This window comes from Streptomyces sp. NPDC057428 (assembly GCF_042803195.1).
Lineage (GTDB): Bacteria > Actinomycetota > Actinomycetes > Streptomycetales > Streptomycetaceae > Streptomyces.
In genome coordinates this window covers 47422-70573 of the sequence record NZ_JBHVCT010000019.1, presented here as the reverse complement: position 1 = coordinate 70573, position 23152 = coordinate 47422, and the positions used below count along the sequence as shown (strand labels likewise).

At 70.6% G+C, this 23152-nt stretch carries 19 protein-coding genes, 2 tRNA genes, 5 pseudogenes and 1 riboswitch; of the genes and pseudogenes, 8 read left to right on the top strand and 18 right to left on the bottom strand.

Going from position 1 to position 23152, the window contains the following annotated elements; all coding sequences use genetic code 11:
• Positions 1 to 107: 107 nt before the first annotated feature.
• The 3 genes from lhgO to ACFU5K_RS10670 all read left to right on the top strand — a co-directional run bounded on the left by lhgO (position 108) and on the right by ACFU5K_RS10670 (position 3765).
• Positions 108 to 1364, top strand: a complete 1257-nt coding sequence (gene lhgO / locus ACFU5K_RS10680) for an L-2-hydroxyglutarate oxidase (protein WP_384058917.1) — start codon at positions 108 to 110, stop codon at positions 1362 to 1364.
• A gap of 4 nt (positions 1365 to 1368) precedes the next feature.
• Positions 1369 to 2229, top strand: a complete 861-nt coding sequence (gene trmB, locus ACFU5K_RS10675) for a tRNA (guanosine(46)-N7)-methyltransferase TrmB (protein WP_384058915.1) — start codon at positions 1369 to 1371, stop codon at positions 2227 to 2229.
• Positions 2230 to 2298: 69 nt separating this feature from the next.
• Positions 2299 to 3765 carry a PrsW family glutamic-type intramembrane protease gene (locus ACFU5K_RS10670; RefSeq protein ID WP_384058913.1) on the top strand — a complete coding sequence of 489 codons (1467 nt, stop codon included), beginning with the start codon at positions 2299 to 2301 and terminating at the stop codon, positions 3763 to 3765.
• A 42-nt stretch (positions 3766 to 3807) separates the two neighbouring features.
• Here ACFU5K_RS10670 and ACFU5K_RS10665 read toward each other — a convergent pair whose 3' ends face one another.
• From ACFU5K_RS10665 to ACFU5K_RS10645, 5 genes are all read right to left on the bottom strand, one after another.
• Positions 3808 to 4752 (bottom strand): aldo/keto reductase, encoded by a 945-nt coding sequence (locus tag ACFU5K_RS10665; RefSeq protein WP_384058911.1) that lies wholly within the window; start codon positions 4750 to 4752, stop codon positions 3808 to 3810.
• A 135-nt stretch (positions 4753 to 4887) separates the two neighbouring features.
• Positions 4888 to 5925: a M23 family metallopeptidase gene (locus tag ACFU5K_RS10660; RefSeq protein WP_384058909.1), complete on the bottom strand. Its 1038-nt coding sequence runs from the start codon at positions 5923 to 5925 to the stop codon at positions 4888 to 4890.
• Positions 5926 to 5936: 11 nt separating this feature from the next.
• Positions 5937 to 6089: riboswitch (cyclic di-AMP (ydaO/yuaA leader) on the bottom strand.
• A gap of 233 nt (positions 6090 to 6322) precedes the next feature.
• Positions 6323 to 7480 carry a PP2C family protein-serine/threonine phosphatase gene (locus ACFU5K_RS10655; RefSeq protein ID WP_384058907.1) on the bottom strand — a complete coding sequence of 386 codons (1158 nt, stop codon included), beginning with the start codon at positions 7478 to 7480 and terminating at the stop codon, positions 6323 to 6325.
• A 133-nt stretch (positions 7481 to 7613) separates the two neighbouring features.
• A complete protein-coding gene (locus tag ACFU5K_RS10650) occupies positions 7614 to 8360 on the bottom strand; it encodes a MerR family transcriptional regulator (RefSeq protein ID WP_384058905.1) in 747 nt (248 codons plus the stop codon).
• Positions 8361 to 8474: 114 nt separating this feature from the next.
• Positions 8475 to 8548, bottom strand: a tRNA-Met gene (locus tag ACFU5K_RS10645).
• A gap of 260 nt (positions 8549 to 8808) precedes the next feature.
• Here ACFU5K_RS10645 and ACFU5K_RS10640 point away from each other — a divergent pair.
• The 4 genes and pseudogenes from ACFU5K_RS10640 (at position 8809) to ACFU5K_RS10625 (ending at position 11421) form a co-directional block, all read left to right on the top strand.
• Positions 8809 to 10194: an FAD-binding oxidoreductase gene (locus ACFU5K_RS10640; protein WP_384058903.1), complete on the top strand. Its 1386-nt coding sequence runs from the start codon at positions 8809 to 8811 to the stop codon at positions 10192 to 10194.
• Between the two features lie 207 nt (positions 10195 to 10401).
• The gene (locus ACFU5K_RS10635) at positions 10402 to 10548 is read left to right on the top strand and encodes a hypothetical protein (RefSeq protein ID WP_384058901.1); all 147 of its coding nucleotides are present in this window, start codon (positions 10402 to 10404) and stop codon (positions 10546 to 10548) included.
• Positions 10549 to 10607: 59 nt separating this feature from the next.
• Positions 10608 to 10829, top strand: coding sequence for a hypothetical protein (locus ACFU5K_RS10630; protein ID WP_384058899.1), 222 nt, complete (start codon positions 10608 to 10610; stop codon positions 10827 to 10829).
• A gap of 261 nt (positions 10830 to 11090) precedes the next feature.
• Positions 11091 to 11421 (top strand): annotated as a pseudogene (locus ACFU5K_RS10625) (VOC family protein).
• A 520-nt stretch (positions 11422 to 11941) separates the two neighbouring features.
• On the opposite strand, the gene ACFU5K_RS10620 reads toward ACFU5K_RS10625, so the two are convergent.
• The 10 genes and pseudogenes from ACFU5K_RS10620 to ACFU5K_RS10575 form a co-directional block, all read right to left on the bottom strand.
• Positions 11942 to 12220, bottom strand: coding sequence for a hypothetical protein (locus ACFU5K_RS10620; protein WP_365913377.1), 279 nt, complete (start codon positions 12218 to 12220; stop codon positions 11942 to 11944).
• Between the two features lie 60 nt (positions 12221 to 12280).
• Positions 12281 to 12484 (bottom strand): annotated as a pseudogene (locus tag ACFU5K_RS10615) (transposase); the annotation flags it as partial.
• Between the two features lie 85 nt (positions 12485 to 12569).
• Positions 12570 to 13100, bottom strand: a pseudogene (locus ACFU5K_RS10610) (reverse transcriptase domain-containing protein); the annotation flags it as partial.
• Complete coding sequence (locus ACFU5K_RS10605) at positions 13010 to 13603, bottom strand: hypothetical protein (protein WP_384058898.1); 594 nt, start codon at positions 13601 to 13603, stop codon at positions 13010 to 13012. The pseudogene ACFU5K_RS10610 and the gene ACFU5K_RS10605, both read right to left, overlap by 91 nt.
• Complete coding sequence (locus tag ACFU5K_RS10600) at positions 13600 to 14946, bottom strand: DUF58 domain-containing protein (protein ID WP_384058897.1); 1347 nt, start codon at positions 14944 to 14946, stop codon at positions 13600 to 13602. Before ACFU5K_RS10600 ends, ACFU5K_RS10605 begins: the two co-directional genes overlap by 4 nt.
• Entirely contained in the window at positions 14943 to 15950 is a 1008-nt protein-coding gene (locus ACFU5K_RS10595; protein ID WP_384058895.1) for an AAA family ATPase, read from the bottom strand. Before ACFU5K_RS10595 ends, ACFU5K_RS10600 begins: the two co-directional genes overlap by 4 nt.
• 65 nt (positions 15951 to 16015) lie before the next feature.
• A complete protein-coding gene (locus ACFU5K_RS10590; protein WP_384058893.1) occupies positions 16016 to 16552 on the bottom strand; it encodes a hypothetical protein in 537 nt (178 codons plus the stop codon).
• Entirely contained in the window at positions 16549 to 17439 is an 891-nt protein-coding gene (locus ACFU5K_RS10585) for a DUF4129 domain-containing protein (protein ID WP_384058891.1), read from the bottom strand. The genes ACFU5K_RS10590 and ACFU5K_RS10585 overlap by 4 nt, the downstream gene beginning before the upstream one ends.
• 426 nt (positions 17440 to 17865) lie before the next feature.
• A complete protein-coding gene (locus tag ACFU5K_RS10580; RefSeq protein WP_384058889.1) occupies positions 17866 to 18192 on the bottom strand; it encodes a hypothetical protein in 327 nt (108 codons plus the stop codon).
• 53 nt (positions 18193 to 18245) lie between these two features.
• Positions 18246 to 18734, bottom strand: coding sequence for a hypothetical protein (locus ACFU5K_RS10575; RefSeq protein WP_384058888.1), 489 nt, complete (start codon positions 18732 to 18734; stop codon positions 18246 to 18248).
• A 601-nt stretch (positions 18735 to 19335) separates the two neighbouring features.
• Between ACFU5K_RS10575 and xerC the strand changes: the two are divergent.
• Positions 19336 to 20859, top strand: a pseudogene (xerC, locus tag ACFU5K_RS10570) (tyrosine recombinase XerC); the annotation flags it as partial.
• A 113-nt stretch (positions 20860 to 20972) separates the two neighbouring features.
• On the opposite strand, the gene ACFU5K_RS10565 reads toward xerC, so the two are convergent.
• The 3 genes and pseudogenes from ACFU5K_RS10565 to ACFU5K_RS10555 all read right to left on the bottom strand — a co-directional run.
• Positions 20973 to 21046: transfer RNA gene (locus tag ACFU5K_RS10565), tRNA-Lys, on the bottom strand.
• Positions 21047 to 21137: 91 nt separating this feature from the next.
• Positions 21138 to 22691: an amino acid permease gene (locus ACFU5K_RS10560; protein ID WP_384058886.1), complete on the bottom strand. Its 1554-nt coding sequence runs from the start codon at positions 22689 to 22691 to the stop codon at positions 21138 to 21140.
• A 237-nt stretch (positions 22692 to 22928) separates the two neighbouring features.
• A pseudogene (locus ACFU5K_RS10555) lies at positions 22929 to 23152 on the bottom strand (RNA helicase); the annotation flags it as partial.

Genomic DNA, 23152 nt, shown 5'->3' with positions numbered 1-23152 from the left:
CCCGGTATGCCCGGCCCGGTGACCCGTCTGCACGCCACGCCCCGCCCGCCCCTGGTTTGAGCCCGTTGTCAGTGGGTCAGTGCACTATCGGGGTGGGAGGTGGCGTGATGATGACGCACGCGGCGTACGACTGCGACGTACTGGTGATCGGTGGCGGGATCGTCGGTCTGTCGACCGCGTACGCGATCACGCGCACCGCGCCCGGCACCCGGGTCACGGTGCTGGAGAAGGAGTGGGCGCCCGCGCGCCATCAGACCGGGCGCAACAGCGGGGTGATCCACAGCGGCATCTACTACCCGCCGGGCTCGCTCAAGGCGCGCTACGCGGTCCGGGGGGCCGCCGAGCTGATCGACTTCTGTACGGAGCACGGCATCCCGCACGCGGTGACGGGCAAGCTCATCGTGGCGACCGGCAGCGACGAGCTGCCCCGGCTGCACGCCCTGGTGCAGGGCGGCCGGGCACACGGGCTGCCGGTCCGGGAGCTCGGCCCCGCCCAGATCGCGGAGTACGAGCCGCGGGTGCGCGGTCTCGCGGCGATCCGGGTGGGCACGACGGGGGTGTGCGACTTCACCGCGGTCGCCGTCCGCCTGGCCGCCGAGGCGAGCGCCGCGGGCGGACAGGTGAGGTACGGCGCGGAGGTCGTCGCCGTCGACCGGCGCTCCTGGGGCGTGGCGGTGCGCACGGCGGACGGCCAGGTGGTCAGGGCCCGCGTCCTCGTCAACTGCGCGGGGCTGCACAGCGACCGGGTGGCCGGTCTCGCCGGTGACGACCCGGGAGCACGCATCGTGCCCTTCCGCGGGGAGTACTACGAGCTGACCCGGCCCGAGCTGGTGCGCGGGCTCGTCTATCCGGTGCCCGATCCGGCATTCCCCTTCCTCGGGGTGCATCTGACCCGGGGCATCGACGGCACGGTCCACGTCGGGCCGAACGCGGTTTTGGCACTGGCACGCGAGGGGTACGGCCGCACGGTCGTCCACCCGCGCGAGCTGGCCGCCACCCTGGCCTGGCCGGGCTCCTGGCGGATCGCCCGCAGGCACTGGCGGTACGGGGCGGGCGAGGTGCACAGATCCCTCTCGAAGAGCGCGTTCACCCGGGCCGTCCAGCGGCTGCTGCCCGAGGTGACGGAGGCCGATCTGCGCCCGTCGCCGGCCGGGGTCAGGGCACAGGCGGTACTGCGGGACGGCACACTCGTGGACGACTTCCTGATCCGGGACGCCCCGCACACCGTGCACGTGCTGAACGCCCCGTCGCCGGCGGCCACCGCTTCCCTGCCCATCGGGAGGGAGGTGGCGCGACGGGCCCTGCTGCGGGCTCGCGCGACGGGGTGGACACCGCCCGCCGTAGAATCGGGTCATTGTGTCTGAGCCTGTGAACCCCACCCCAGAGACGCCCGGCCCCGCCCAGGAGACGCCCGGCGTCCCGCCGGAGGCCGCGCCCGCCACCGCGCCGGACGCGGACGCGGAAGCACGGCGTGCCGCGTCGTTCGAACGCCAGCGCAGACTGCGCCAGGAGCCCCGCTTCCCCGGCGGTCCCGCCGCCGACCCGGCGGGCTCGCACCACGAGCGCCGGATCCGCAGCTTCCAGCCGCGCCGCAGTCGGGTGACCACCGGCCAGGAGGAGGCCCTCCAGCGCCTGTGGCCCAAGTGGGGCCTGGACATCGACGGCCTGAGCGTCATCGACCTCCCCACGATGTTCGACGGCCTCCCGGTGGTCCTGGAGATCGGCTTCGGCATGGGTGAGGCCACGGCGCAGATGGCGGCCGACGACCCCGCCACCGGAATCCTCGCCGTCGACGTGCACACCCCGGGGCAGGGCAATCTGCTCGGGCTCGCCGACCGGGCGGGCGTGTCCAACGTCCGGGTCGCCAACGGCGACGCGATCATCCTGCTGCGCGAGATGCTGGCGCCCGCCGCGCTGGACGGGCTCCGGGTCTACTTCCCCGACCCCTGGCCCAAGAAGCGGCACCACAAGCGGCGGCTGATCCAGCCGGAGTTCCTCGACCTGGTGGCGCAGCGCCTGAAGCCCGGCGCGCTCGTCCACTGCGCGACGGACTGGGAGCCCTACGCCGAGCAGATGCTGGACGTCCTGACGGCGCATCCCCTGTTCGAGAACACCCGGGCGGACGGCGGCTTCGCGCCCCGGCCCGCTTTCCGGCCCCTGACGCGCTTCGAGGGGCAGGGCCTGGACAAGGGACACGTGGTCCACGACGTGCTGTTCACCCGTCGCTGACCAGCCGTCGACGGACCCCCGGCCGACGCACCGTGGCACGGTGTCGGTGCCTCTCGTTAGGGTCATCAGGTGTCCGAGTGGTCCGTACAGCACCAGCAGCCGGCCGTCCCGGTTCTCGAGGAGCAGCAGCTCGACGAGTACCTGGGCGCCGTACCGGAGCGCGGCCAGTGGCGTTACCGGCCGAGCCGCGTCGGCATGGTCTGGCGCAGCAAGGCCTTCCGCGCCGGTGCGGTCGTCACCGTCCTCGCCCTCTGCGGGCTGGTGATCCTGGCCCTGGTGCGCGAACAGACCGGCACCGAGGGCTTCCTGGTGGGTCTCGGCCTGGCCGTGCTGCCCGTGCCGCTGCTGATGGCGGCGTTCCGCTGGCTCGACCGTGTCGAGCCGGGCCCGTGGCGCAATCTGCTGTTCGCCTTCTCCTGGGGCGCCTGTGCCGCCGCGCTCGTCGCCATCATCGCCAATTCCTTCGCCACCCGGTGGATAGCCACGGCCACCGCGGATCCGGCGAGCGCGGACACCCTCGGCGCCACCGTCATCGCACCGGTCGTCGAGGAGACCGCGAAGGCGGCGGCCGTCCTGCTGATCTTCCTCTTCCGCAGACGGCAGTTCGGCGGTGTCGTCGACGGAATCGTGGTCGCCGGTTTCACCGCGACCGGCTTCGCCTTCACCGAGAACATCCTCTACCTGGGCCAGGCCTTCGGTGAGGACCAGGAGCTGGGGACCACGGGGCTCGCCTCGCTGACTGCCGGGACGTTCTTCGTCCGTGTGGTGATGTCGCCGTTCGCGCACCCCCTGTTCACGGTGCTCTCCGGCATCGGCTTCGGGCTCGCGGCGCTGGGCGGCGCGCGCCACCGGGTGCGCCGGGTGCTGCTGCCGCTGCTCGGACTCGCCATGGCCATGGGCATGCACGCCCTCTGGAACGGCTCGTCGTCCTTCGGCCCGTACGGCTTCTACGCGGTGTACGGCGCGTTCATGGTGCCGTGCTTCGGCCTGGTGACCTGGCTGGCCGTCTGGTCCCGCCAGCGGGAACTGCGCACGCTCTCCACGGAGCTGCCGGTGTACGCGGCGGCCGGCTGGCTCGGCCCCGCCGAGCCGCCCGCACTCGCCTCGATGCGGGCACGGGGAATGGCCCGCGACATGGCACGGCACTGGCACGGTTCCCAGGACCGCGCCCGGGGCAGGGACGCCGCCCGTGCGGTCGCGGAGTACGAGTCGTTCGCGACGTCCCTGGCCATGCTGCGCCGGCGCGCCCGTCACGACGGTGCGGGCGCCGACTTCGCCGTCCGGGAGCAGGAGTTGCTGCACCACCTCTGGCAGCGCCGGGAGGTCGCGGGCCCCGCGCTGGCGAACGCGGCCCGCATGACGGGCCGGATGCATGCCGACGGGCGGCCCCCGCAGGTGCCGTTCCCCCGCCGGCCCCCTCACGGCGCTCCGGCCCCGCAGCAGATTCCGGCGCCGCACCGCCACTACGGCGGCTACAACCCCTACCTGGAGCACGGCCCCCGTTCCGCCCCGCCCCCCGGGACTCCCCCGCACTGAACGCCCGGACGCGCGAGCCGGGGCAGGTGGTGCCAGGACCTCTCAGGCCGAGGCCTCGGTGAGCTCGGCCAGCTGGCTCTCCGTCAGTTCCAGTCCGGCCACCGCCACGAGCGCGGGCAGCTGTTCGACCGTGCGGGCCGAGGCGATCGGCGCGACGACGGTCGGCCGGGACGCCAGCCAGGCCAGCGCCACCGTCGCGATCTCGGCCCCGTGCTCCTGAGCCACCCTGTCGAGCGCCCCGAGTACCTTGCGGCCGCGTTCGGTCTCCAGGTGCTTCCCCGCGCCTTCGGCCCGCGCGCTCTCGACGGCCGCCCCCGGCCGGTACTTGCCGGTGAGAAAGCCCGAGGCGAGCGCGAAGTACGGGACGGACACGAGACCCCCGGCCGCCGCGGTGTCCTGGAGCGGGCCTTCGTAGGTGTCGCGCGAGACGAGGTTGTAGTGCGGCTGCAGGGCGACGTAGCGGGCCAGGCCCTCGCGCTCCGAGAACGCCAGGGAGGCCTTGAGCCGCTCCGGGCTGATGTTGGACGCCGCGATCTCCCGGACCTTGCCGGCCTTCACCAGCTCGTCGAGGGCGCTGATGATCTCCTCGACGGGGACCGTCTCGTCGTCGAAGTGCGTGTACAACAGGTCGATGTGGTCGGTACCGAGCCGGCGGAGCGAGGCCTCGGCCGCCCCCTTGACGGTGGCCGCCGACAGCCCCTTGTACTCGGGGTGGGCACCGACCTTGGTCGCGACGATGATGTCCTCCCTGCGGGAACGCGCGGACAGCCACGCGCCGATCACCGCCTCCGACTCACCACCCTCGTTGCCCGGGACCCAGGCCGAGTAGGAGTCGGCGGTATCGATGAAGTTGCCGCCGGCGGCCGTGTACGCGTCGAGGACGGCGAAGCTGGTGTCCCGGTCGGCGGTCCAGCCGAAGACGTTGCCGCCGAGAGCGAGGGGGAAGACCTGGAAGCCCGAGTTTCCGAGCGGGCGCAGTGATGTCATGCCTCAGCTCAACACATCGGCGGAGCCGCGTATTCCGCTCGCCGCCCGCACCGTGAAGGACCGGCGGCCCTGGCGTCGGGGGGTTGTGCGCCAGGGCCGCCGGAGTGCGGGTGCGCCGTGTGCCGGCGCGGGCACTCAGATCGAGAGGCCCTTGCTGCGCAGCCAGTTCATGGGGTCGATGCCCGAGCCGTCCGCGGTGTGCACCTCCAGGTGCAGGTGCGGACCTGTCACATTGCCGGTGGCGCCGACGCGGCCGATGGTGTCGCCGGTGCTGACCTTCTGGCCGGCGGTGACGTCCATCGACGACTGGTGGCAGTACCAGATCTCGGTACCGTCGTCGAGTTCCAGCACCGTGCGGTAGCCGTAGGAACCGGACCAGCCCGCCGACTTCACCGTGCCGCTGTGCACGGCCTTGACCGGGGTGCCGGTGGGAGCCGCGAAGTCCAGACCGGTGTGGTAGCCGGAGGACCACATCGAACCGGCCTGGCCGTACGTCGAGGTGATCGTGTACGAGGAGGTCGGGAGGGCGAAGCTCAGGGCGAGCTTGGCGAGGCGCTCGGCCTCGGCCTTCTTCTTCGCCGCTTCCTCGTCGGCCTTCTTCTTCGCGGCGGCCTTGGCCTCCGCGTCGCTCTGCTGCTCGGCGGCCTGGGCCGCGGCCTCCTCGGCCGCCGCCTTCTCCTGCGTCGCCTTGGCCTCGGCCTCGGCCCCGGCCTGCTGCTGCTCGGCCTGCTGGAGGATGCGGGCACGCAGCGCCTCGCCGGCGTCCGTGGTGCCCTGCTCGGCCTCGGCGGCGGTGATGCCGGCCGTGGTGAGCGGAGAGGACGCGGTGACCGTGCCGCCCTGATCGGTGTCGCCGGACAGATAAGCGCCCACGCCGGGCAAGGACTTGGCGTCGGGAAGATTGTCAGCGATGGAATCGGGAAGGGAGATGGAGACCGGCGGTTTGCTCTGCGCGGTGGCCATGCCTCCCGCGCCGACGGCCGCGATGACACCGACGCCGAGGACGGTGGAGCTACGGGCGAGACCGCGCTGCTTGGCTACGCGGTGCTTGCCGCGTACGGGACGGATGGACTCCTCGGTGGGGTTCCATTCCTCCCACGTCCTGCCCTGGTCGCCGGGACCGGCGGGCCTGAAGGGTGCCGGAGCCTCGGGGGCAGGCTGATTTGACGCCACGTGGGCGCACTCCTTTCCTTCCTTCTCGCCTACCGGGTTAGCTGACGGGTTCGGAGCAGGAAGGTCTCCTACGGGCCCCTTCGTCCCTCGCGGGAGTCAGGCGTCCGATTCACCCCATGTAGGTGGTTCCCCGGTTCCCTTGCGGGATTCGGCGCTGCGCACGGTGCCGCCTCTGGCGACGACTGGGACAACCGCGCTGCGTTATCGAACGTTAATAGACATGCGGGTCCGATACCAAGCGGTTCCCACAGATCGTTCACGGCCCCGGCCCGGACTTCACGGGGCCAATCGGCCTCAAACGGGCGAGTTGCACACCCCTCACGCGCACAGCAGTCTCTGACGTTACGTCACATGTTCTGCGGAGCGACGCCCTTTGATTACGGACGGTCGTCTTCGGTCATTCACGATCCCGTCCCACGATCTTCACCGTCTTCCGTCGCCCCTGCTGCCGCCTGGACGGCCGCCCGACCGCGAGCAACGCGAGGTCGTCCGTCGACCGCCCCCCGGTGTGCAGCCGGACGTCGTCGGTGAGGGCCGAGAGCAGCTCCTCCGGCCCCGGGAAGATCCTGCCGCGCAGCCGGGCCGCCGGATCGTAGAAGACCCCGTCGGCGTCCCGCGCCTCCGAGAGTCCGTCGGTGAACGCCAGGAAGGTCGCACCGGCCGGCAGCGGCCACTCGTCCGCACGGTCCGGCCACGCGTCCAGGCCCATCCCGAGCGGCAGGGCGGGCTCGGTCGGCCTCAGGACGTCGAGCGCACCGTCCGCGTGGAGCACCAGAGGTTCGGGATGTCCGCGGTTGACGACCCGCAGCGTGTCCGCACCCACCGGGATCTCGGCGAGCACGGCCGTGACGAACCCCTCCATCGAGTCCAGCCCGCCCCGCCGCGTGCTCTCCCGCGCGAGCGCCCGCTCGAGCCGCTGGACCACGCCCTCCAGCGAGAGCTCCTGTTCGGACGCCTCCCGGAAGGCGCCGATCACGACGGCCACCGCCGCCACCGCGTCCAGGCCCTTGCCCCGCACGTCCCCGACCACCAGCCGCACCCCGTACGGCGTGTCCGCGACGGCGAACAGGTCACCGCCGACGAACTCGTCCGCCTGGGCCGCCTCGTACCGCGCCGCGACCAGCAGACCGCCGATCCGGTCCTCCGGCACGGGGAGCACCGCGCGCATCGCGGTCTCCGCGATGACCCGCGCCGAAGCCAGCTGCTCGTTGCCGCGCTGTACGACACGGTTGATGACGAGCGCGAGCCCGGCGACGGTGACCAGGGTGAGCAGGTCCGTGATCGGGACGACGTCGGCGAGCATGCCGTCGGAGACGCGGATGGCGAGGACGACGAGGATCGCCGCCACGCCGACGCGGATCGTGGACGCCAGCGAGAAGAAGGGAGCGGCGATCAGCGGTGCCGCGGCGAAGAGCGGCACGGCGCTGACCTCGGGCGGGGTCTCGAGGTCGACAACCACGCCGCAGCAGATCATCAGCGGGGGCAACAGACGCACGAGCCTGCGCGCCCGCTCGTTCCCCTGTGCGCGCCCCTGCCGTACGTCCCGCTTCCCCACCTGTGCACTCCTGCCCGTCCGCCCACGGCTGCGGACGGTACCGCGCCCCGACCCGGCCGGCCGGAGCCGCGCCGTGGCGCGACCGCTCATCGGCCGAAGGAAGGAGCGCACCGCCGCCACGTTCCTCCGGGGGTCAGCCGGAGAGCCGGTGCCGAGCGTAGATCGTCAGTGCATCCCGTACGAAGACGGCGGTTCCGTCCCCGTGGCGATCGTAGTTCTTCGCGAAGCGTGGATCGGCGGCGTACATCTCGCCGAGCCCGCTCACATACGAACGGGTGACCTCCGTCGTCACCGACAGCCACTCGCAGTGCCGCCGTGCGATGTCCTGCACCTCGTCGCTTCCCGCTTCCAGACCGGCGGCACTCGCCGCACCGTAGTCGCGGGCGATGACGTCGTGCGCGTCCTGGAACGCCGCACGCTCGGCGGTGCTCAGCCCGCGCCACCACCGGTCGCCCCGCTCGTACGCCTCCCGGCCCCACCGCTCGCCGACCTCCTGCTCGTACGCCGTGTGGTCGAAGCCGTCGAACACTTCCCCGGCCATGAGTTCCTCCCCTTCCTCGGTCCTGTGGAGAGTGGTCCGTACCGAGGCGATCTGCCGTCCGATGCGCTCCCGCTCCTGCTCCAGCAGGCGCAGATGGGCCCGGAGCGCCACGGAGGTGTCCCGCTGCCCCTCGAGTACCGCCTTGATCGCGGGCAGCGAGAGCCCCAACTCCCGCAGCAGCAGGATGCGCTGGAGCCTGACCAGTGCGCCCTGGTCGTAATAGCGGTAGCCGTTCGCACCCTTGCGGCTCGGCACGAGAAGACCGAGGTCTCCGTAGTGCCGGAGCGTGCGACTGGTGGTGCCGGCTCGCCGGGCGATTTCCTGGATGGACCACTCCATGCCGGAAACGCTAGATCTTTACGCAACGTCAAGGTCAAGCCCGGCACCCTCGGGCCGGTCCGACGCACGACAGAGGCCCGGATCCTTGATAAGGATCCGGGCCTCTGTCTTCAGTAGCGGGGACAGGATTTGAACCTGCGACCTCTGGGTTATGAGCCCAGCGAGCTACCGAGCTGCTCCACCCCGCGTCGTTGTGATTGCAACTCTACGCCATCCGGGACGGTGCTCCGACCACTTTCCCCACCGGTGCCGTCCGCCCTTGCCCCGAGGGGTGGGCGCCGCCCTCCACGATTGCGGGCCCTGCGCGGCGGCGCGACGCTTGAAGGACACGACATTCGGTGTTCGGTCCCGTCTGCGCGGCATCCTCAGGTGCCGGCTTCGGCCCAGCAGCCTCACCCGACGAGATGGAGCCAGGGGAGGCCGGGCGCACGCTCGCGAGGAGACGGCCATGGACGGCACCACGCTGGAGACCATGAGGACCGCACTGCGCGGCCCGGTCATCGGCCCGGACGACCCGGCGTACGACCAGGCGCGCACGGTCTACAACGCCATGATCGACAGAAGGCCGGCAGCGGTGGTCCGCTGTCACGACACCGCGGACGTCATGGCGGCCGTCGATTTCGTCCGTGAGCACGGCCTGGACGTGGCCGTCATGGGCGGTGGCCACAGCGGCCCCGGCCTGGGCGTCGTCGACGGGGCGGTCACGATCGACCTCTCCCCCATGGGCGGCGTACGCGTCGACCCCGCCACCCAGACCGCCCAGGCGGACGGCGGCGCGACACTGGGCGAGTTCGACCACGCCACGCACGCCTTCGGCCTCGCCACCCCGTCGGGCATCATGTCCACGACGGGAATGGGAGGCCTCACGCTCGGCGGCGGTCACGGCTGCCTCACCCGCAAGTACGGCCTCACCGTCGACAACCTGGTCTCCGCCGACGTCGTCCTGGCCGACGGCAGCTTCGTGGCCGCGAATCCGAGTGAGAACGCCGATCTGTTCTGGGCGCTGCGCGGCGGCGGCGGGAACTTCGGAATCGTCACATCGTTCGACTTCGAGCTGCACCCGGTGGACACGGTGGGCGTCGGGATCACCGTATGGCCGCTGGAGCACTTCCAGGACGTGATGCGCTGGTACCGCGACTTCCTGCCGCAGGCGCCGGACGACCTGTACGGCTTCTTCGCCTCGCTGTCCGTTCCCCCCGGCCCGCCCTTCCCCGTGGAGATCCACGGACAGAAGATGTGCGGTGTCGTCTGGTCCTCCACGGCCGATCCCGAAGCCCTGGAGGAGACCCTCGCCGTGGTCAACGAGCCCGCGCCGCCGGCCTTCCACTTCACGGCTCCGATGCCCTACCCGGCGCTGCAGACCATGTTCGACGCACTTCTGCCCGCGGGGCTCCAGTGGTACTGGCGCGGTGACTTCTTCGACAGGATCACCGACGACGCGGTCGACGTGCACGCGGCCTTCGCGGAGCAGCTCCCCACCGGCCAGTCGCTCATGCACCTCTACCCGGTCGACGGGGCCGCGGGCCGGGTCGGAGCGGACGACACCGCGTGGGCCTATCGTGACGCCGTCTGGTCGGGTGTCATCGCGGGCGTCGACCCGGACCCGGCCAACGCCTCCGCACTGCGGGACTGGGCAGTCGGATACTGGGAGGCGCTGCACCCGCACTCGATGGGCGGCGCCTACGTCAACTTCCTCGGCACCGGTGAGTCCCCGGACCGGGTCCGCGCCACCTACAGCGGCCACTACGACCGGCTGGCGAAGGTCAAACAGCACTACGACCCGCACAACCTCTTCCACGCAAACCAGAACATCGAGCCCGCACCGCGGCACTGACCGTGACGCCGGGCTCGCAATTCCGAGGGAAAGCCGTGCTGGGAGGGTTACAGTCGGCATGCACCGCATGATGATCCGGACGCCCCCGGAGCGGCGCGGCACCGGTAGCGGCACTTCGTCGCCCTACCGGTCGGGACCATTGCGGCCACGCACACCAACGGCTCGGTCACGGGGCTCACCGCACACCTACACATACAGGACACCGAGATGACCGACATGCCTGCCCGCTCGAACCAGCGGCACTCCGACGGCGCGACCGCGGACGCGGCCACCGCCACCCCGATGCCCAGCCCGCAGTACGCCGGCCTGTTCATCGAGCCCGACCTGCCGCCGGTGACCGACGAGCCCGAGTGACCGGACGGCCGCAGGCCTGCCGTGAGTGACCGGCATGGCCGTACGGTCGTTGAACGGCCATGCGCATCCGTATCGGCGTGGTCGTCCTCGCAGTGGTCCTGCTGATCGCCGCGTTCATCTCGAACATCCCCACCGAGGCCGAGGCCGAGGCGGCCTGCCGACGGGCCCTTGACAACACGTCGACGTGGACCAACCGGCCTGACGTCTGCGTGGACGTGTCCGCAGAGGCCTACCGGACGTTCCTCCTGATGTACGCACTGCGCCAGGAAGGCCTGGACTGAGGGCTGCCCCGTAGGCGGGCCCCAGGGCACCCCGGGGGGCCCGGGGAGCATGAGACGGCGGCGGGGCACGTGATGGACGTACGTCGCCCAAAAGCCGGGTCGATGCCCGTGCGGCGGAAACGTTGCGGAACGCCGGAGCGCCCCGACCGGGTCGACCGGTCGGGGCGCTCCGGGTGACGGGGTCGAGCTCGGACGGACACTTTGCCGGCCGTGGCCGGGCCGGCCTTGTCGCCGCTCGCGCCGGGACGGACCAGGCCCGGGATGAAGGCGGCGACCGCGGCGGCCACGAGAGCCACGAGAGCCACGAGAGCCACGACGCAGCCGATCGCCGGTACCCGTACCGTCCCGCTGTTCGCCCCGGGCTCCGCCCGCCCCGCGGACAACCACAGCGTGATCATCGAGTTCCTCGTCGAGGACGAGGACGTGGGACCGGGTGCACCAGAGGCTGACCGCCTTCGTCACCGACTTCGTGACGGGGCCCACCACGACGCCCTGGGGCAACCGGTCGCTCCTGTTCCGCGACCCGGACGGCAACCTCGTCAACTTCGTCACCCCCGTGACCGCGGCGGCCATCGAGAAGTTCGCACACTGACACCGCACAGCGGCGCGGCCGGGAGCCCGGGAACGACGGAGCGCCCCTTCCGGACGAACCGGAAGGGGCGCTCGGTACCAGGTCGGAGGGGTTTCCCCCGCCCGGTCGATCGGTAGGCCGTGTGGGACTCGAACCCACAACCAACGGATTAAAAGTCCCGGCAGTGTTCTGCCGGGACTTCCGTGGGCTTCCCCGTTGGTCCGGAAGTACCTGGTCAGAGGGACGGCTTCTGTTGTTCGATCCGCGGTTGTGCGTGCCGTGTCAGGACGTCCGCTCACGCATCGCTCACGCATCGCTCACGCAGCCAGGGCACCGTCGAAAGTAACTGGGACAACATGTGCAACCCGGGGCCCCTGCACGGATTGCGAACGTCCTGAGCTATGTAGGGAGGAGGCAGTAGAGGTCAGCCGCTGCGCACGGTGCCGGACGTCGAATGCCCGGGGTGCGCGGCTCCAAGGTGGTTTCTAGCAGTCGTTGCAACACGTTCGTAGTGGTGTACCGACGCTTGAGGGGTCTTGCTTCACTTCCCGTCGGTGTCGGCGGGGAGTGAAGCATCTTCGGGTGTCGGGTCCTCGGGCGGTCTGCGGTATCGGCCCATGCTGGCCATGACCAGGACAGTCATGGCCGGGGCTGCGAGCCCGTAGGCCAGGGGAAGGGTGTCCTTCAGCAGGTTGTACAGAACGAGCACGCTGATGAGACCGGTGATCAGCAGAGGGCGTCGGATGATGTGCCGCGCGGCAATTTTCAGGCGCTGGCCTGCCCGGGCTTGGGTGAGTCGTTCCCATTCTGACGCTGCCATGCCATCACCTTAGGGCTGGTCTGTGTGTCCGGTGCGGGATCGGCCTCCTTGGCCGGATGCTCAGAGCAGTTGACGCAGGCGCTCGGCCGGGGTTTCCCAGTCGAGCGCTCTGCGTGGGCGGCCGTTGAGCTGAGCCGCGACGACATCGAGGCGCTCACGGCCGTGGACGGACAGATCGGTGCCCTTGGGAAAGTACTGCATGAGCAGACCGTTCGTGTTCTCGTTCGAACCGCGCTGCCATGGACTGGCCGGATCGCAGAAGTAGCACCAGCACGGGGCTGCCGCTTTGCGCACTCGCGGCATCTCTGCCGGCGGTGTAATCGCGGACCCCTGCGGCTTCCTCCATTCCGTGCAAGGCCACGTTGAAGAGCAATGGGCTGATCACCCCACCCTGCGGAGTTCCCTCCTCGGTCGGGGCAAACCGACCGCGATCCACGACCCCGGCCTTCAGCCACTGACGGACCAGTCCCCGGGCGGGGAAGGTGCCGAGTGCAGCCATGAGCCGGGCGTGGTCGATACGGTCGAACGCCACAGTCAGGTCCGCGTCGAGTACCCACACACGCTGCGGGTTCTTCCCGTTGAGCGTGGAGTAGATGGCCCCAATCGCGTCGCGACAGCCGCGGCCGGGCCGAAAGCCGTCGTTCTCCAGAATTCGATGTGTCTCATGAGACAGGTCGGGAGGTGGCTTCTGACAACGAGACCTGGCCCTCTGGCAGTGAGATTCGGTCCCACTTGACGATCTTTGGGGTGTCGCCGAGATAAGCGCCAAAACCGCCAGGGTCTCGGCGGTCAGCCGGGCGGGCTGCGACGGGTGCGCAGCGCCAGTACCAGGCAAACCGTGGTCGCGGCGATGGCGAGTGAGGCGGGCAGACGGGCCCATGAGGTGCCCGCGACCGGTGCTTGGGCGGCGAGCAGTACCACTGCGGTCGCGGCGGCGGCCGCCAGTGCGGGTGTCGCCTGCGGGCAGTCGGGCGGGGCGGTGACACCGGCTGTCCACGGGTCGGTGACGAGCAAATAGGCAAGCAGCAGGGCGGCGATGCAGATGACCAGCCAGACCGGGGGGCCGGTGGCCGCGGCGACCGCGATCGCCGCCGCCGGCAGCACGGTCGTCCTACGGCGGGCCGCGACGGTCCGCCAGCGCATGAAGGTCAAGACTGGGCGAGCGTCGACCATCGGAGCGGCCCACCACGCGGCCGCCGCCGCCCCCAGGACCAGCATCCTGACCAGCAATGGTGCGTGCAGGGCGGCTGGCGGGTCGCAAGCGGCGACGGCAAGGGCCGTTCCGAGCAAGCGGTCGGTGATGCGGGAGGTGAGACGTCCGATGAGCAGGGCGGCTCGGCTGTCGGCCGGGCGCGAGCCTGGCCGGGCGGGGGCGGTGGTCATCGGGTCCCCCCGTGGATGCGGGTGCGCATCAGCGGTGCAAGGGCGAGGTCGAGGGTCTCGCCGGGCCGGTGGGCGACGACCGCGATGCCGCGTTCCACCAAGGCGAAGCGCATGGCGTCGCGGTCAGCCCGCCACAGCCGCAGCGCGAGTTCACTTTCGGTGTAGCCGGGTTCCAGGACCGGCTCGCCGGTGGGGATCTCGACCACGACCATCGGGTTGGCCCGTCCGCGCACCTGGTGCAGGATGTCGAAGATCCGCTGGTCGATCAGCGGCGTGATGATGTAAACCAGCGCTCCTTCGGGCAACGCGGGGGGTGGGAGCAGGCTGAGTCCCTCCGTGCGGTACGCGCGGTCCTTGCGGACCTCCAGCACACTCTCGACGATGCGGTAGAAGTACCCCTGGCCGCTGCCCGGTTGCAGCCAGCGGGTCGCGCCGCCAACCGATACGACGCCGACCCGGTCGTGGGTGCGCAGGTAGGCGCGGACCAGCCCGGCAGCGGCCCGGAAGGTCTCGTCGAGCGAAGACGTGCCGGTGACCGGGTCGACTACGTCGGCGAGCACATCCAGCAGCACCACGGTGTCGGCGGTGCGCTCTGCGGCGAACTGGTGGACCTGCAGGGTGCCGCGGCGGGTGGTGGCAGGCCAGTGGATCCGCCGCTGCCGTTCGCCGCGCACATACGGGTGGACGCCGGTGACCTCGACACCCTCGCCGCGCTGCACGGCGGTGTGCTCGCCGAGCCGTTGCGGTAGCCGGACCGGGATGGGCGTGAGGCTGGCGTGTTCGGGCAGTGGGAAGACGGCGATCTCACCGAGTTCGGCCCGGACGGTGCGCCGGGTCAGCCCGCCGTGGTCGTAGACGTCGACGTCGACCGTGCCGAGCGTCCAGCGGCCCCAACGCTGCGCGGTCAGGACGAGGTCGACGCGGTGCGGGCCGACCGCGAGGTGGTGGAGCCGGACCCCGTGACCGAGGGTGACGCCGGGGTCCAGGCGGCCGTTCTCACCGTCGTAGGACACCGTGATCCGCACCGTCACCTGCTCTCCTTCGAAGCACCGCCGCGGCCCTACCTCGGCCTCGGCCGTCACCCCTTCCGGGCGCGGCCCACTCGGCATGGCGAGGGCGAGCAGCACCAGGGGCGCGGCGGCGAGAGCTAGTACCCAGGGGCGCCCGGTGACCAGCGCGGCGGCCAACGCGACGACGGCCAGCGTGCCTAGGCGCAGGGCGCGTTCACCGGCGCGCCAGCCGGGCGGAGGCGGTGGCGGGGGCTGGGCGGTCGCGTCGTGGGGGCCGTCCAGGGCCCGTTGGACGGCAGCGGCCGCCCTGCGGGCCGGCAGGGGCTCCGTCATGACGCGATCGGCGTGCTCGGAATGGTCTGCGGGGCGTGCACGGATTGCACTATCTCGCGCATTGCGTCGTCGCTGTCGATCTGCCGGACCCACAGCTCCGGCTTGAGGGTGACGCGGTGCGCGAGGGCCGGCACCGCTACGGACTTGACGTCCTCCGGGGTCACGTAGTCCCGCAGGTCCAGGACGGCACGGGCGCGGGCGAGCTGCACCAGGGCCAGGCCGCCGCGCGGAGAGGCGCCGACCTGGATGTGGGGGTGGGCCCGGGTGGCGCGGACCAGCGCGACGACGTACTCCAGCAGGTCGTCGTCCACCTCGACGCGTTCAACGGCGGCCCGCATGGCCAGCACCTCGTCCGGTCCGCTGAGCGTGCGCAGTACAGCCTCGGGGGCTGCCCGATCGACACGCGCGCGCAGCATGCCTGCCTCCTCGGACGCCGTCAGATAGCCCATACGAACCCGCAGCAGGAACCGGTCGAGCTGGGCCTCGGGCAGGGTGTACGTGCCCTCGTACTCGATGGGGTTGGCGGTGGCGACGACCACGAAGGGCTTCGGTAGCGGCCGGGTACTTCCATCGATGGACACCTGGGACTCGGCCATCGCCTCCAGCAGCGCGGCCTGGGTCTTGGGCGGGGTGCGGTTGATTTCGTCGGCGAGCAGCAGTTGGGTGAAGACCGGTCCGGGCCGGAAGACCATGTCAGCAGTCCGTTGGTCGTAGAACGGAGCTCCGGTGACGTCGGAGGGCAGCAGGTCGGGGGTGAACTGGATGCGGCGGAAGTCCAGGCCGAGAGCGGTGGCGAAGGAGCGTGCCAGCAGCGTCTTCCCGAGTCCCGGCAGATCCTCGATGAGGACATGGCCGCCGGCGAGGATGCCGAGCATCACCAGCGCCAGCGGTTCCGTCTTGCCGACCACGGCCGTGCGGATCTCATCGAGCACGGCCGCAGCCCGTTCGCCTGCCTGTCGGGGCGTCAGGGTGTTGTGGTCCGAAGTGGGTTGCGGGCTGGTCACGGTCGGTTCCTCACAGGGCAGGGGTCGGGATGCGCGGGTTGGGGGGTCGGCCGAAGCGCCACCGGTCACAGGGCTTCCAGGCGGTCGAGCAGGGAGCGCAGGACGGGCTCGGGGAGAGCGGGCTGCGGAGCGGGCACCTCAGGATCGATCCACCGCCACAGCTCAGCTCCGACCAGTGCCCGGGCCCCCTGCGGGTTCCGGTACATCGCCACGCCGTGCCGTTCGGCCAGCCGGGCGGCGAACAGCCGCTGCAACTGCGGCCGCATGACAGTGTCGAAGTGCGCTTCGCTGTCGCCCGCGAAGGTGATGGCCACGATGCGCTGCCATCCGCCGAGGGTCGGGGCCCGGCTGTCCAGCAGGCGCACCGGTTTGCGATAGCCGCTGTACTGGGCGGCGCCGCCCGCGGCATAGCGCCCCAGAGCCAGCGCGACTGCGGTGATGAGGGCGAGGCCGGTGGCGGCCGCCGCGGCACCGTCGGCCAGGGCGAGCAGCACTACGGTCGCGACCGCGGCGGTGCCCAGTACGGCCAGCGAGTGGCGTACCGAACCGGACCTTCCGAGAACGGAGTTGACGATGGCCCGTATCCGGGCGGGCGCCTTCATGAGGTACCCGTCACGGCTTCGGGTTCAGACGTCCGAGAGCGCAGGCTGTCGGCGATCTCGGCGAGCGCGGCTGCGGCCCGGTCGCGGTGGCTGCCGTCCATCGGGTGCGTGGAGTAGCGGGCCTCGCGGAACAGAGCGGTGAGCGCGGCGGCGGCCGCCTCTGTGGGCAAGCCGCCGGCGACGGCCCGCTCCAGCAGGTCCTGCGGGCTGTCCGAGGCGCGCCGGGTTACGCCGGAGCCGGCGAGCGACGCCTCCATGGCGGCATAGCCGGCGATGACGGCCGCGCGGGCGTCGGTTCCGTCCAGCAAAGCACGGCGCAGATACCGCCACAGATACAGTCCGGCGATCATGACGACCACGACAAGCAGGGCGATGCCGAGACCGAGCAGAATGCGCGTCACCCCGAAGTGCATGCTGTGGCCGGCGTGCTCGGCATGCTGTGCGGGCGGCGGGATGGGTAGCGGGTCTTGCCGCGGGCTGGGAAATGGTAACGACTCGTGGTCGTCCCCGTGGCTGCTGCGGGGCGGACCGAACTGGTGCAGGACCATGATGAGCAGGGGGACGACCAGTGTCGCGGCCAGCAGGATGCGGCTCACGCCGTCGGCCATCCGCTGTTCCACCGGGTTGAGTTCCCGGGCGGCCCCGACCTGCTCCCTGTACTTCCCGCGCAGCGCCAGGCCGCCAAGGAGTGACAGCAGAGCGAGGCCGACCACGAGGACGGCGTTGGCGCCGAGCGGCCCGCGCCCCTTGGCCAACAGACTCGTGTCGGGGCGCAGCAGCAGTGCTCCCAGGGCCGCTCCGCCCACCACCAGTACCGTCAACGCGGCCTGTAGGGCGCCGATCGTGCTGTACCGGCGTCGCCCGCCCGCCGCGTGCTGCAGCCCCACGCCGCCCCCTCCCTTGTGATCGGCCCGGCCCTGCGCGCCGTCCCCGGTCACCTGTCGCCGATCCCCCAGCTTGACGGAATCCTGACACGGCGAGGCACGCCGCTTCATTGCCGCCTTCCGGCAATCCTTGCGGACCTTTTCTGCCGTCTCTCGGTTACGGCCGGACGAGCCGGCAGCGGCGGTGTCCGGTGAGGTGTGGGGGTGCCCGGTCTTCGCGTTGATGCCGACTATCTGGCATGCGTGCTCGTTACTGAAGCCCTGCTGCATGAGCCGGAATATGTCTCCCGCTCACGCAGCAGCTTCTTTGGCCCCTGAGCCGTCCGGATCTCCCGGATCTTGAAGTCCATCGCATCCCCCTGAACTGGGGTGTTGCGACAACCACTAGAACCCAAGCAACCGTCGGGCATCGGTCCTCCCTGCTCGGCATCACGACAATCCGGTTCTCACTTCAAGAACCAAACCGACCAGCGACAGAAACGCTATGACCCAACCCGGGGCGCGGAGCGATCTTGGTGACACCTCCTCAACCGGGCCCGGCAGAACAAGCAACAGAAAGTCGTACACGCGGTCTGCCGCGTGCCCGATATTGGCCCCTACCAGGATCCCCGCAGGGAGCGTCAGACCGAAGATCACTACTCCTACAACGCTCATTTCTTGTGGACCGCGGCCGGCCAGTTCAAAGACTTCCAGGTGATCCATTGCACCTCTTCCCGCCTGACGGGTGGTTGGTCCGACAGCCTCGGCGGCGGGCATGAGGGAATCTCCCTGTCTGCCCGCCGGACAGTCAGCTTCATGAAAGCGCGACGCTACCGTCCGCGCCGCGCGGCCCCGGCGGGCCAGACCACGTCGACCGCCAGCCCGGCCTGGCGGGCTTGCCCAACAGTGTCGGCAGTTCCGCCGCCCTTGCCCGAAGGAGGCGTGCCGTCCCACACCGCGATGAGGCGATCCGCGCGGCGCAGCAGCTCGGCGTTCGCCGCGTCGTAGGCAGCCCGGTCCGCCGTCGCGTGAGGCAGCGTCACCACCTCCCCGGCCGTCTCGACCAGGTGGTCGAAGACTGCGGCGTGGGCCGGCTTGACCTTCGTGGTGCGGTAGTCCTCGGAGGGGATCACGGCGATCAGGCGGCCTCCGATCGCGGTCACCTCTTCCGCGAAGAGACTGTCTGCCCCCGCGGCGATGCACGACACCCCGGTCAGGTCTTCGCTGTACTTGGCGAGCAGGTCTCGCAGCGCGGCCCGTACCAGGGGCACGGTCTCGTCGGTCAGGTCCATGTGCCCGGTCACGGCAAGCGTCGTCATGCGCCCGTTCCTCAGCTCGACAGCAGGTCGCGGATACTATCCCGTGCCTCACGCACGGGACGTGAAGCGCTGTGTCCCACGGTGTAGGGATACAGCTTCCCGAGCTGTGCACGGACACGCCCCGACTGCGTACCTCGCGCGGCCTGGACCGCCAGGACAGTTTCGGCGGCCGCGCCTTGGATGTCACCGGTGAGGAACTGGCACTCCGCCAGGCCGATGCGGTCGAGAGCGTGGGAGCGCCCGGCCTCGGCCCCCGGGATGCCAGGGCGGCCCGGATTTGGTCCGCGGCCTGGGCGGCGTGGCGGCGTGGGTCTGTGCGGGAGAGGTCGAGGAGCCGTCCCCCGGTGACGCCCGCGAGTTCCGCCTCGTCGAAGTAGGCGATCCAGTACGGCTCGTCGCCATCCGCGCCGGCGTTGGAGAGGGCCTCGGCTGCCTTGGCGGTGGCCCGGTGGAATCCGGCGGTGCGGCCCTGTGCGGCGTATGCCCACGCCTCGCGGGTGTGGAGCATTGCTCGGGCCCGTGGGCCAATCGCGTCGCGGGCGCCCTCCTGGGCGAGGTGGATCAGCTGGAGTGCGTCGTCGGCCCGGTCACGGTAGAGCATCTGGCGGGCCATGCCGGCCAGCACGTTGGCTCCGAAGACGACGTCTCCTCCGGCGTGGGCGGCAAGAAGTGCCCCAAGCTCACCAGCCGCAAGCATGGCTCCTACTCCGTACGCCAGGAGCTCCCGCCCCGAGCCGACGGAACCCGTCGCTCCTTCAACCGCGCCGGCTACGAGACGTTGAAGGCCGCGCAAAGCGATCTGGACCACGTACGGGCCCTCATCGCCATCGCGGACTCGGACGATGATCACGACCTCGACCGGATCGCGGAGTTGCTCGAACAGGTCGCCGATGAGAAAGCGCCCCTGCCCGACATCGAGGACACCCGCAGGCGGTTCAGGGCGGGCTTGGACCTGATCGGACGGCGCACGGTGGGTGAGTGGCTCGATCAGTGGCTTGCTGCGAAGAAGTCACGGAAGACGACACTCAACGGGTACGCCTCTCACATCCGCGTCCACTTGAAGCCCCGCATCGGCCATGTCCGCCTCGACCGTCTCAACGTCGGCCACTTGGTGGAGATGTACGACGGCATAGCCGACGCCAACGAGGTGATCCAGGCGGAGAACCTCGAACGGCACGAGCAGATCGCCAGGTGCAAGCCCAGCAGGCCGGGCCGTCCCGTCTCAGCCGAACGAGCCCTGCTCGCCCTCGAACGGGCGAAGCTCGCCGAGATGAAGCCGTTCCGGAAGATCACCGGCCCAGCTACGCAGCAGAGCATCCGGCGCACACTGCGAGCGGCCCTGAACGCGGCGATCGCGCAGCAGTTCATCACCTTCAACCCGGCCTCCCACGTCGAGCTGGAATCCGGCAAGCGCCCGAAGCCGCTCCTCTGGACTGCGCAGCGAGTGGAGCGCTGGCGTGCCACGGGTGAGCTGCCTTCGCCGGTGATGGTCTGGACGCCAGCTCACTTCGGAACGTTCCTGGACGCAGCCGAATCCGACCGGCTCTACGTGCTCTTCCACCTCGTGGGTACCCGCGGTCTTCGCAGGGGCGAGGCCGTCGGCCAGAACTGGACGGATGTCGACCTGGGCGCCGGCCTCATCACGCCGGCTAAAGAGATCGTGGTCGACGGCTGGGATCCGTACGAATCCGCCCCCAAGACGGACGGCAGCGCCGGGACGATCGCCCTGGACAGCGTCAATATCGCTCTCCTGCGGGAACACCACGCGTCCATGCTGAGCGCTCGGGAGGAGTGGGGCGACGCCTGGAACGAGACCGGCAAGGTCTTCACTCGCGAGGACGGCTCCTGGCTGCACCCGGAAATGGTCTCCGAGACGTTCCGGCGCATTCTCGCCACCACGGATCTGCCGCCCATCACCCTGCGCGATCTACGCCACGTTGCGGCCACCCTCACCCATGGCGGGGGCGGCGACCTGCACACGATCAAGGAGACCCTGCGGCACTCCACAATCACGCTGACCTCTGACACGTACACGAGCCTGCTGCCCGAGGTCGACAAGGCTGCCGCAGAAGCCGCCGCCGCTCTGGTGCCACGTGCCCGAAAGGCCCCCTCTGTAGCACCTGCTACCGGGCCGTCCGCTCACGCAAGAGCCCCGGAACGACGGAGCGCCCCGGCCGGCCGAAGCCGGTCGAGGCGCTGCACCGCAGGTCGGAGGATGTCTCCCCGCCCTGCTCCACGTAGGCCGTGTGGGACTCGAACCCACAACCAACGGATTAAAAGTCCGCTGCTCTGACCAATTGAGCTAACGGCCCGTGATGGTTCACCCCCGAGCATAGCCGCCCTGGGCCCGGCCGCCGATCGGGTATCGGTTGCCGGGCCCTGTCGCACCCGGAGGGGGTGCGGTCAGACCGAGGTTTCGTCCACGATCGTGCGTTTGTGATCCGGGACGACCGGTTTGAGGAACCAGTGGCGGGCGGACACCAGCCACCACACGGCCGCGAACCCGAGCACCACCAGGACGGCCAGGGGTGCGTAGTTGAAGCTCTCCCAGGTGACCGGGGACACCTGGGGAAGCATGAACAGCACCGTGATCACCGCGACCCAGCCCACCGCGACGACGCCGACGGGCCGGGACCAACGGCCCAGGTGCCAGGGACCCCGGACGAAGTCGTCGCCGCGTAGCAGGCGAAGCAGCGTGGGGATGACGTAGGCGATGTAGAGCCCGATGACCGCGATGGAGGTCACGGCGGCGTACGCGGTGACGTTGATCAGGTACGGGAGGCCGAGGGCCAGCGCGCCGAGTGCGGCCAGCCAGACCGCCGCGACGGGTGTACGGGTGCGGGGGCTGACCGTGTTCCAGACGCGGGAGAAGGGCAGCGCTCCGTCGCGCGAGAAGGCGTAGATCATGCGGCTGTTGGCGGTCACCGAGGCCATGCCGCAGAACAGCTGGGCGCCGATCACCACGAGCAGCAGGAGTTTGCCCGTCGTGGCGCCGAGCGCGTCCAGGAGGATCTGCGCGGGCGGTGCGCCGGTCGGGGAGTTCAGGGCGCCGTCGTACGACTGGATGGCGAAGGTGAAGCCGAGCAGCAGCACGAAGCCGGCGATCCAGGAGGTCCAGATGGACTGCACGATGCCCCTCGGGCCCGCCACGGCCGCGTCGTGGGTCTCCTCCGTCATGTGGGCGGAGGCGTCGTAGCCGGTGAAGGTGTACTGCGCCATCAGCAGGCCGATCATCACGACGTAGAAGCCGCTGCCCCAGCCGGTGTTGTTGACGAACTCGGTGAAGACGTACGAGGCCGACTGATGCGAGTCCGGCACGAAGGTGAGCGCGCCAACGATGAGGGCCACCCCGGCGACGTGCCACCAGACGCTCACGTTGTTGAGGATCGGGACGATGCCGACGCCAAAGGTGTTCAGCAGCCCGTGCAGGATCAGGATCGCGGCGAAGAGCAGGATCGTGCGGCCGGGGGTGACCTCGAAGCCGAACTGGAGGTTCAGGTAAGCGCCGAGGAAGGACGCCGCCCCGAAGTCGATCCCGGCAGTGACGGCGACCTGGCCGAGCACGTTGAACCAGCCGGCGAACCACGCCCACGCGGCCGCCGAGCGCGGCGGGGCGAGGCGGTGGGCCCAGAAGTACAGCCCCGCGGACGTCGGGTACGCCGAACAGATCTCCATCGCCAGGCCGACGAACAGCGTCATCAGCCCGACGCCGACCCAGCCCCAGGTGATGACGGCGGGCCCACCGGTGTTCATGCCGAACAGGTACAGCGTCAGGCAGCCGGAGAGCACCGAGATGATCGTGAACGAGACGGCGTAGTTGGAGAAGGCGGACATCCGCCGGGCGAGCACCTGCGTGTAGCCGAGTTCGGCCAGCCGATCCTCGTCGGTGACCGCGGCGGCTGGGGTCCGAAGGGCGTCGGGGGGCGGCTCGGCGGCCACCGCTTCGTCGTTTGTCATGCCCCCAGCGATGCCCTCGCAGGGGGCACGGCATGCATCGCAGGGCGGGCGGGAACACCGGCCGGAGCCGGCGCCCCGCGTGCTCGCGGCCGTTCTCCCCCGGTCAGCTGATCCGGGCCGCGGCTGATCCTCGTGCGAACCGGGCACGGGCTGAAGACGGGACCGGGAAGACGAAAGGGCCCGTACGCCACCGGGTCGGTGTCGTACGGGCCCTTCACATCAGTCGTTCAGCGGCGGTCAGCCGTTGCGCTTCCAGCGCGGCTTGTCGTCGCGGCGGCCGAAGGTACCGGTGCCGGTACCCGTGCCGGTGCCACCGCGGTGGTCGTCACGACGGCCGGTCGGGCGGTCGCCGCCGCCGGCGCGGAAGCCGCCCGCGGGACGGTCGTCACGACGGTCACGGTTGAACGGGCGGTCGCCGCCGCCGGCGCGGAAGCCACCGGAGGGACGCTCGTCACGGCGGG

What these genes read in the sequence shown, in the direction of transcription:
- ACFU5K_RS10590 (WP_384058893.1), bottom strand. Translation starts at nt 16,552, where the DNA reads ATGAAGGCGCCCGCCCGGATACGGGCCATCGTCAACTCCGTTCTCGGA.
- ACFU5K_RS10635 (WP_384058901.1), top strand. Translation starts at nt 10,402, where the DNA reads ATGACCGACATGCCTGCCCGCTCGAACCAGCGGCACTCCGACGGCGCG.
- ACFU5K_RS10640 (WP_384058903.1), top strand. Translation starts at nt 8,809, where the DNA reads ATGGACGGCACCACGCTGGAGACCATGAGGACCGCACTGCGCGGCCCG.
- ACFU5K_RS10630 (WP_384058899.1), top strand. Translation starts at nt 10,608, where the DNA reads ATGCGCATCCGTATCGGCGTGGTCGTCCTCGCAGTGGTCCTGCTGATC.
- ACFU5K_RS10650 (WP_384058905.1), bottom strand. Translation starts at nt 8,360, where the DNA reads ATGGAGTGGTCCATCCAGGAAATCGCCCGGCGAGCCGGCACCACCAGT.
- ACFU5K_RS10575 (WP_384058888.1), bottom strand. Translation starts at nt 18,734, where the DNA reads ATGACGACGCTTGCCGTGACCGGGCACATGGACCTGACCGACGAGACC.
- ACFU5K_RS10600 (WP_384058897.1), bottom strand. Translation starts at nt 14,946, where the DNA reads ATGACGGAGCCCCTGCCGGCCCGCAGGGCGGCCGCTGCCGTCCAACGG.
- ACFU5K_RS10665 (WP_384058911.1), bottom strand. Translation starts at nt 4,752, where the DNA reads ATGACATCACTGCGCCCGCTCGGAAACTCGGGCTTCCAGGTCTTCCCC.
- lhgO (WP_384058917.1), top strand. Translation starts at nt 108, where the DNA reads ATGATGACGCACGCGGCGTACGACTGCGACGTACTGGTGATCGGTGGC.
- ACFU5K_RS10580 (WP_384058889.1), bottom strand. Translation starts at nt 18,192, where the DNA reads ATGCCCGCCGCCGAGGCTGTCGGACCAACCACCCGTCAGGCGGGAAGA.
- ACFU5K_RS10620 (WP_365913377.1), bottom strand. Translation starts at nt 12,220, where the DNA reads ATGGCAGCGTCAGAATGGGAACGACTCACCCAAGCCCGGGCAGGCCAG.
- ACFU5K_RS10605 (WP_384058898.1), bottom strand. Translation starts at nt 13,603, where the DNA reads ATGACCACCGCCCCCGCCCGGCCAGGCTCGCGCCCGGCCGACAGCCGA.
- ACFU5K_RS10560 (WP_384058886.1), bottom strand. Translation starts at nt 22,691, where the DNA reads ATGACAAACGACGAAGCGGTGGCCGCCGAGCCGCCCCCCGACGCCCTT.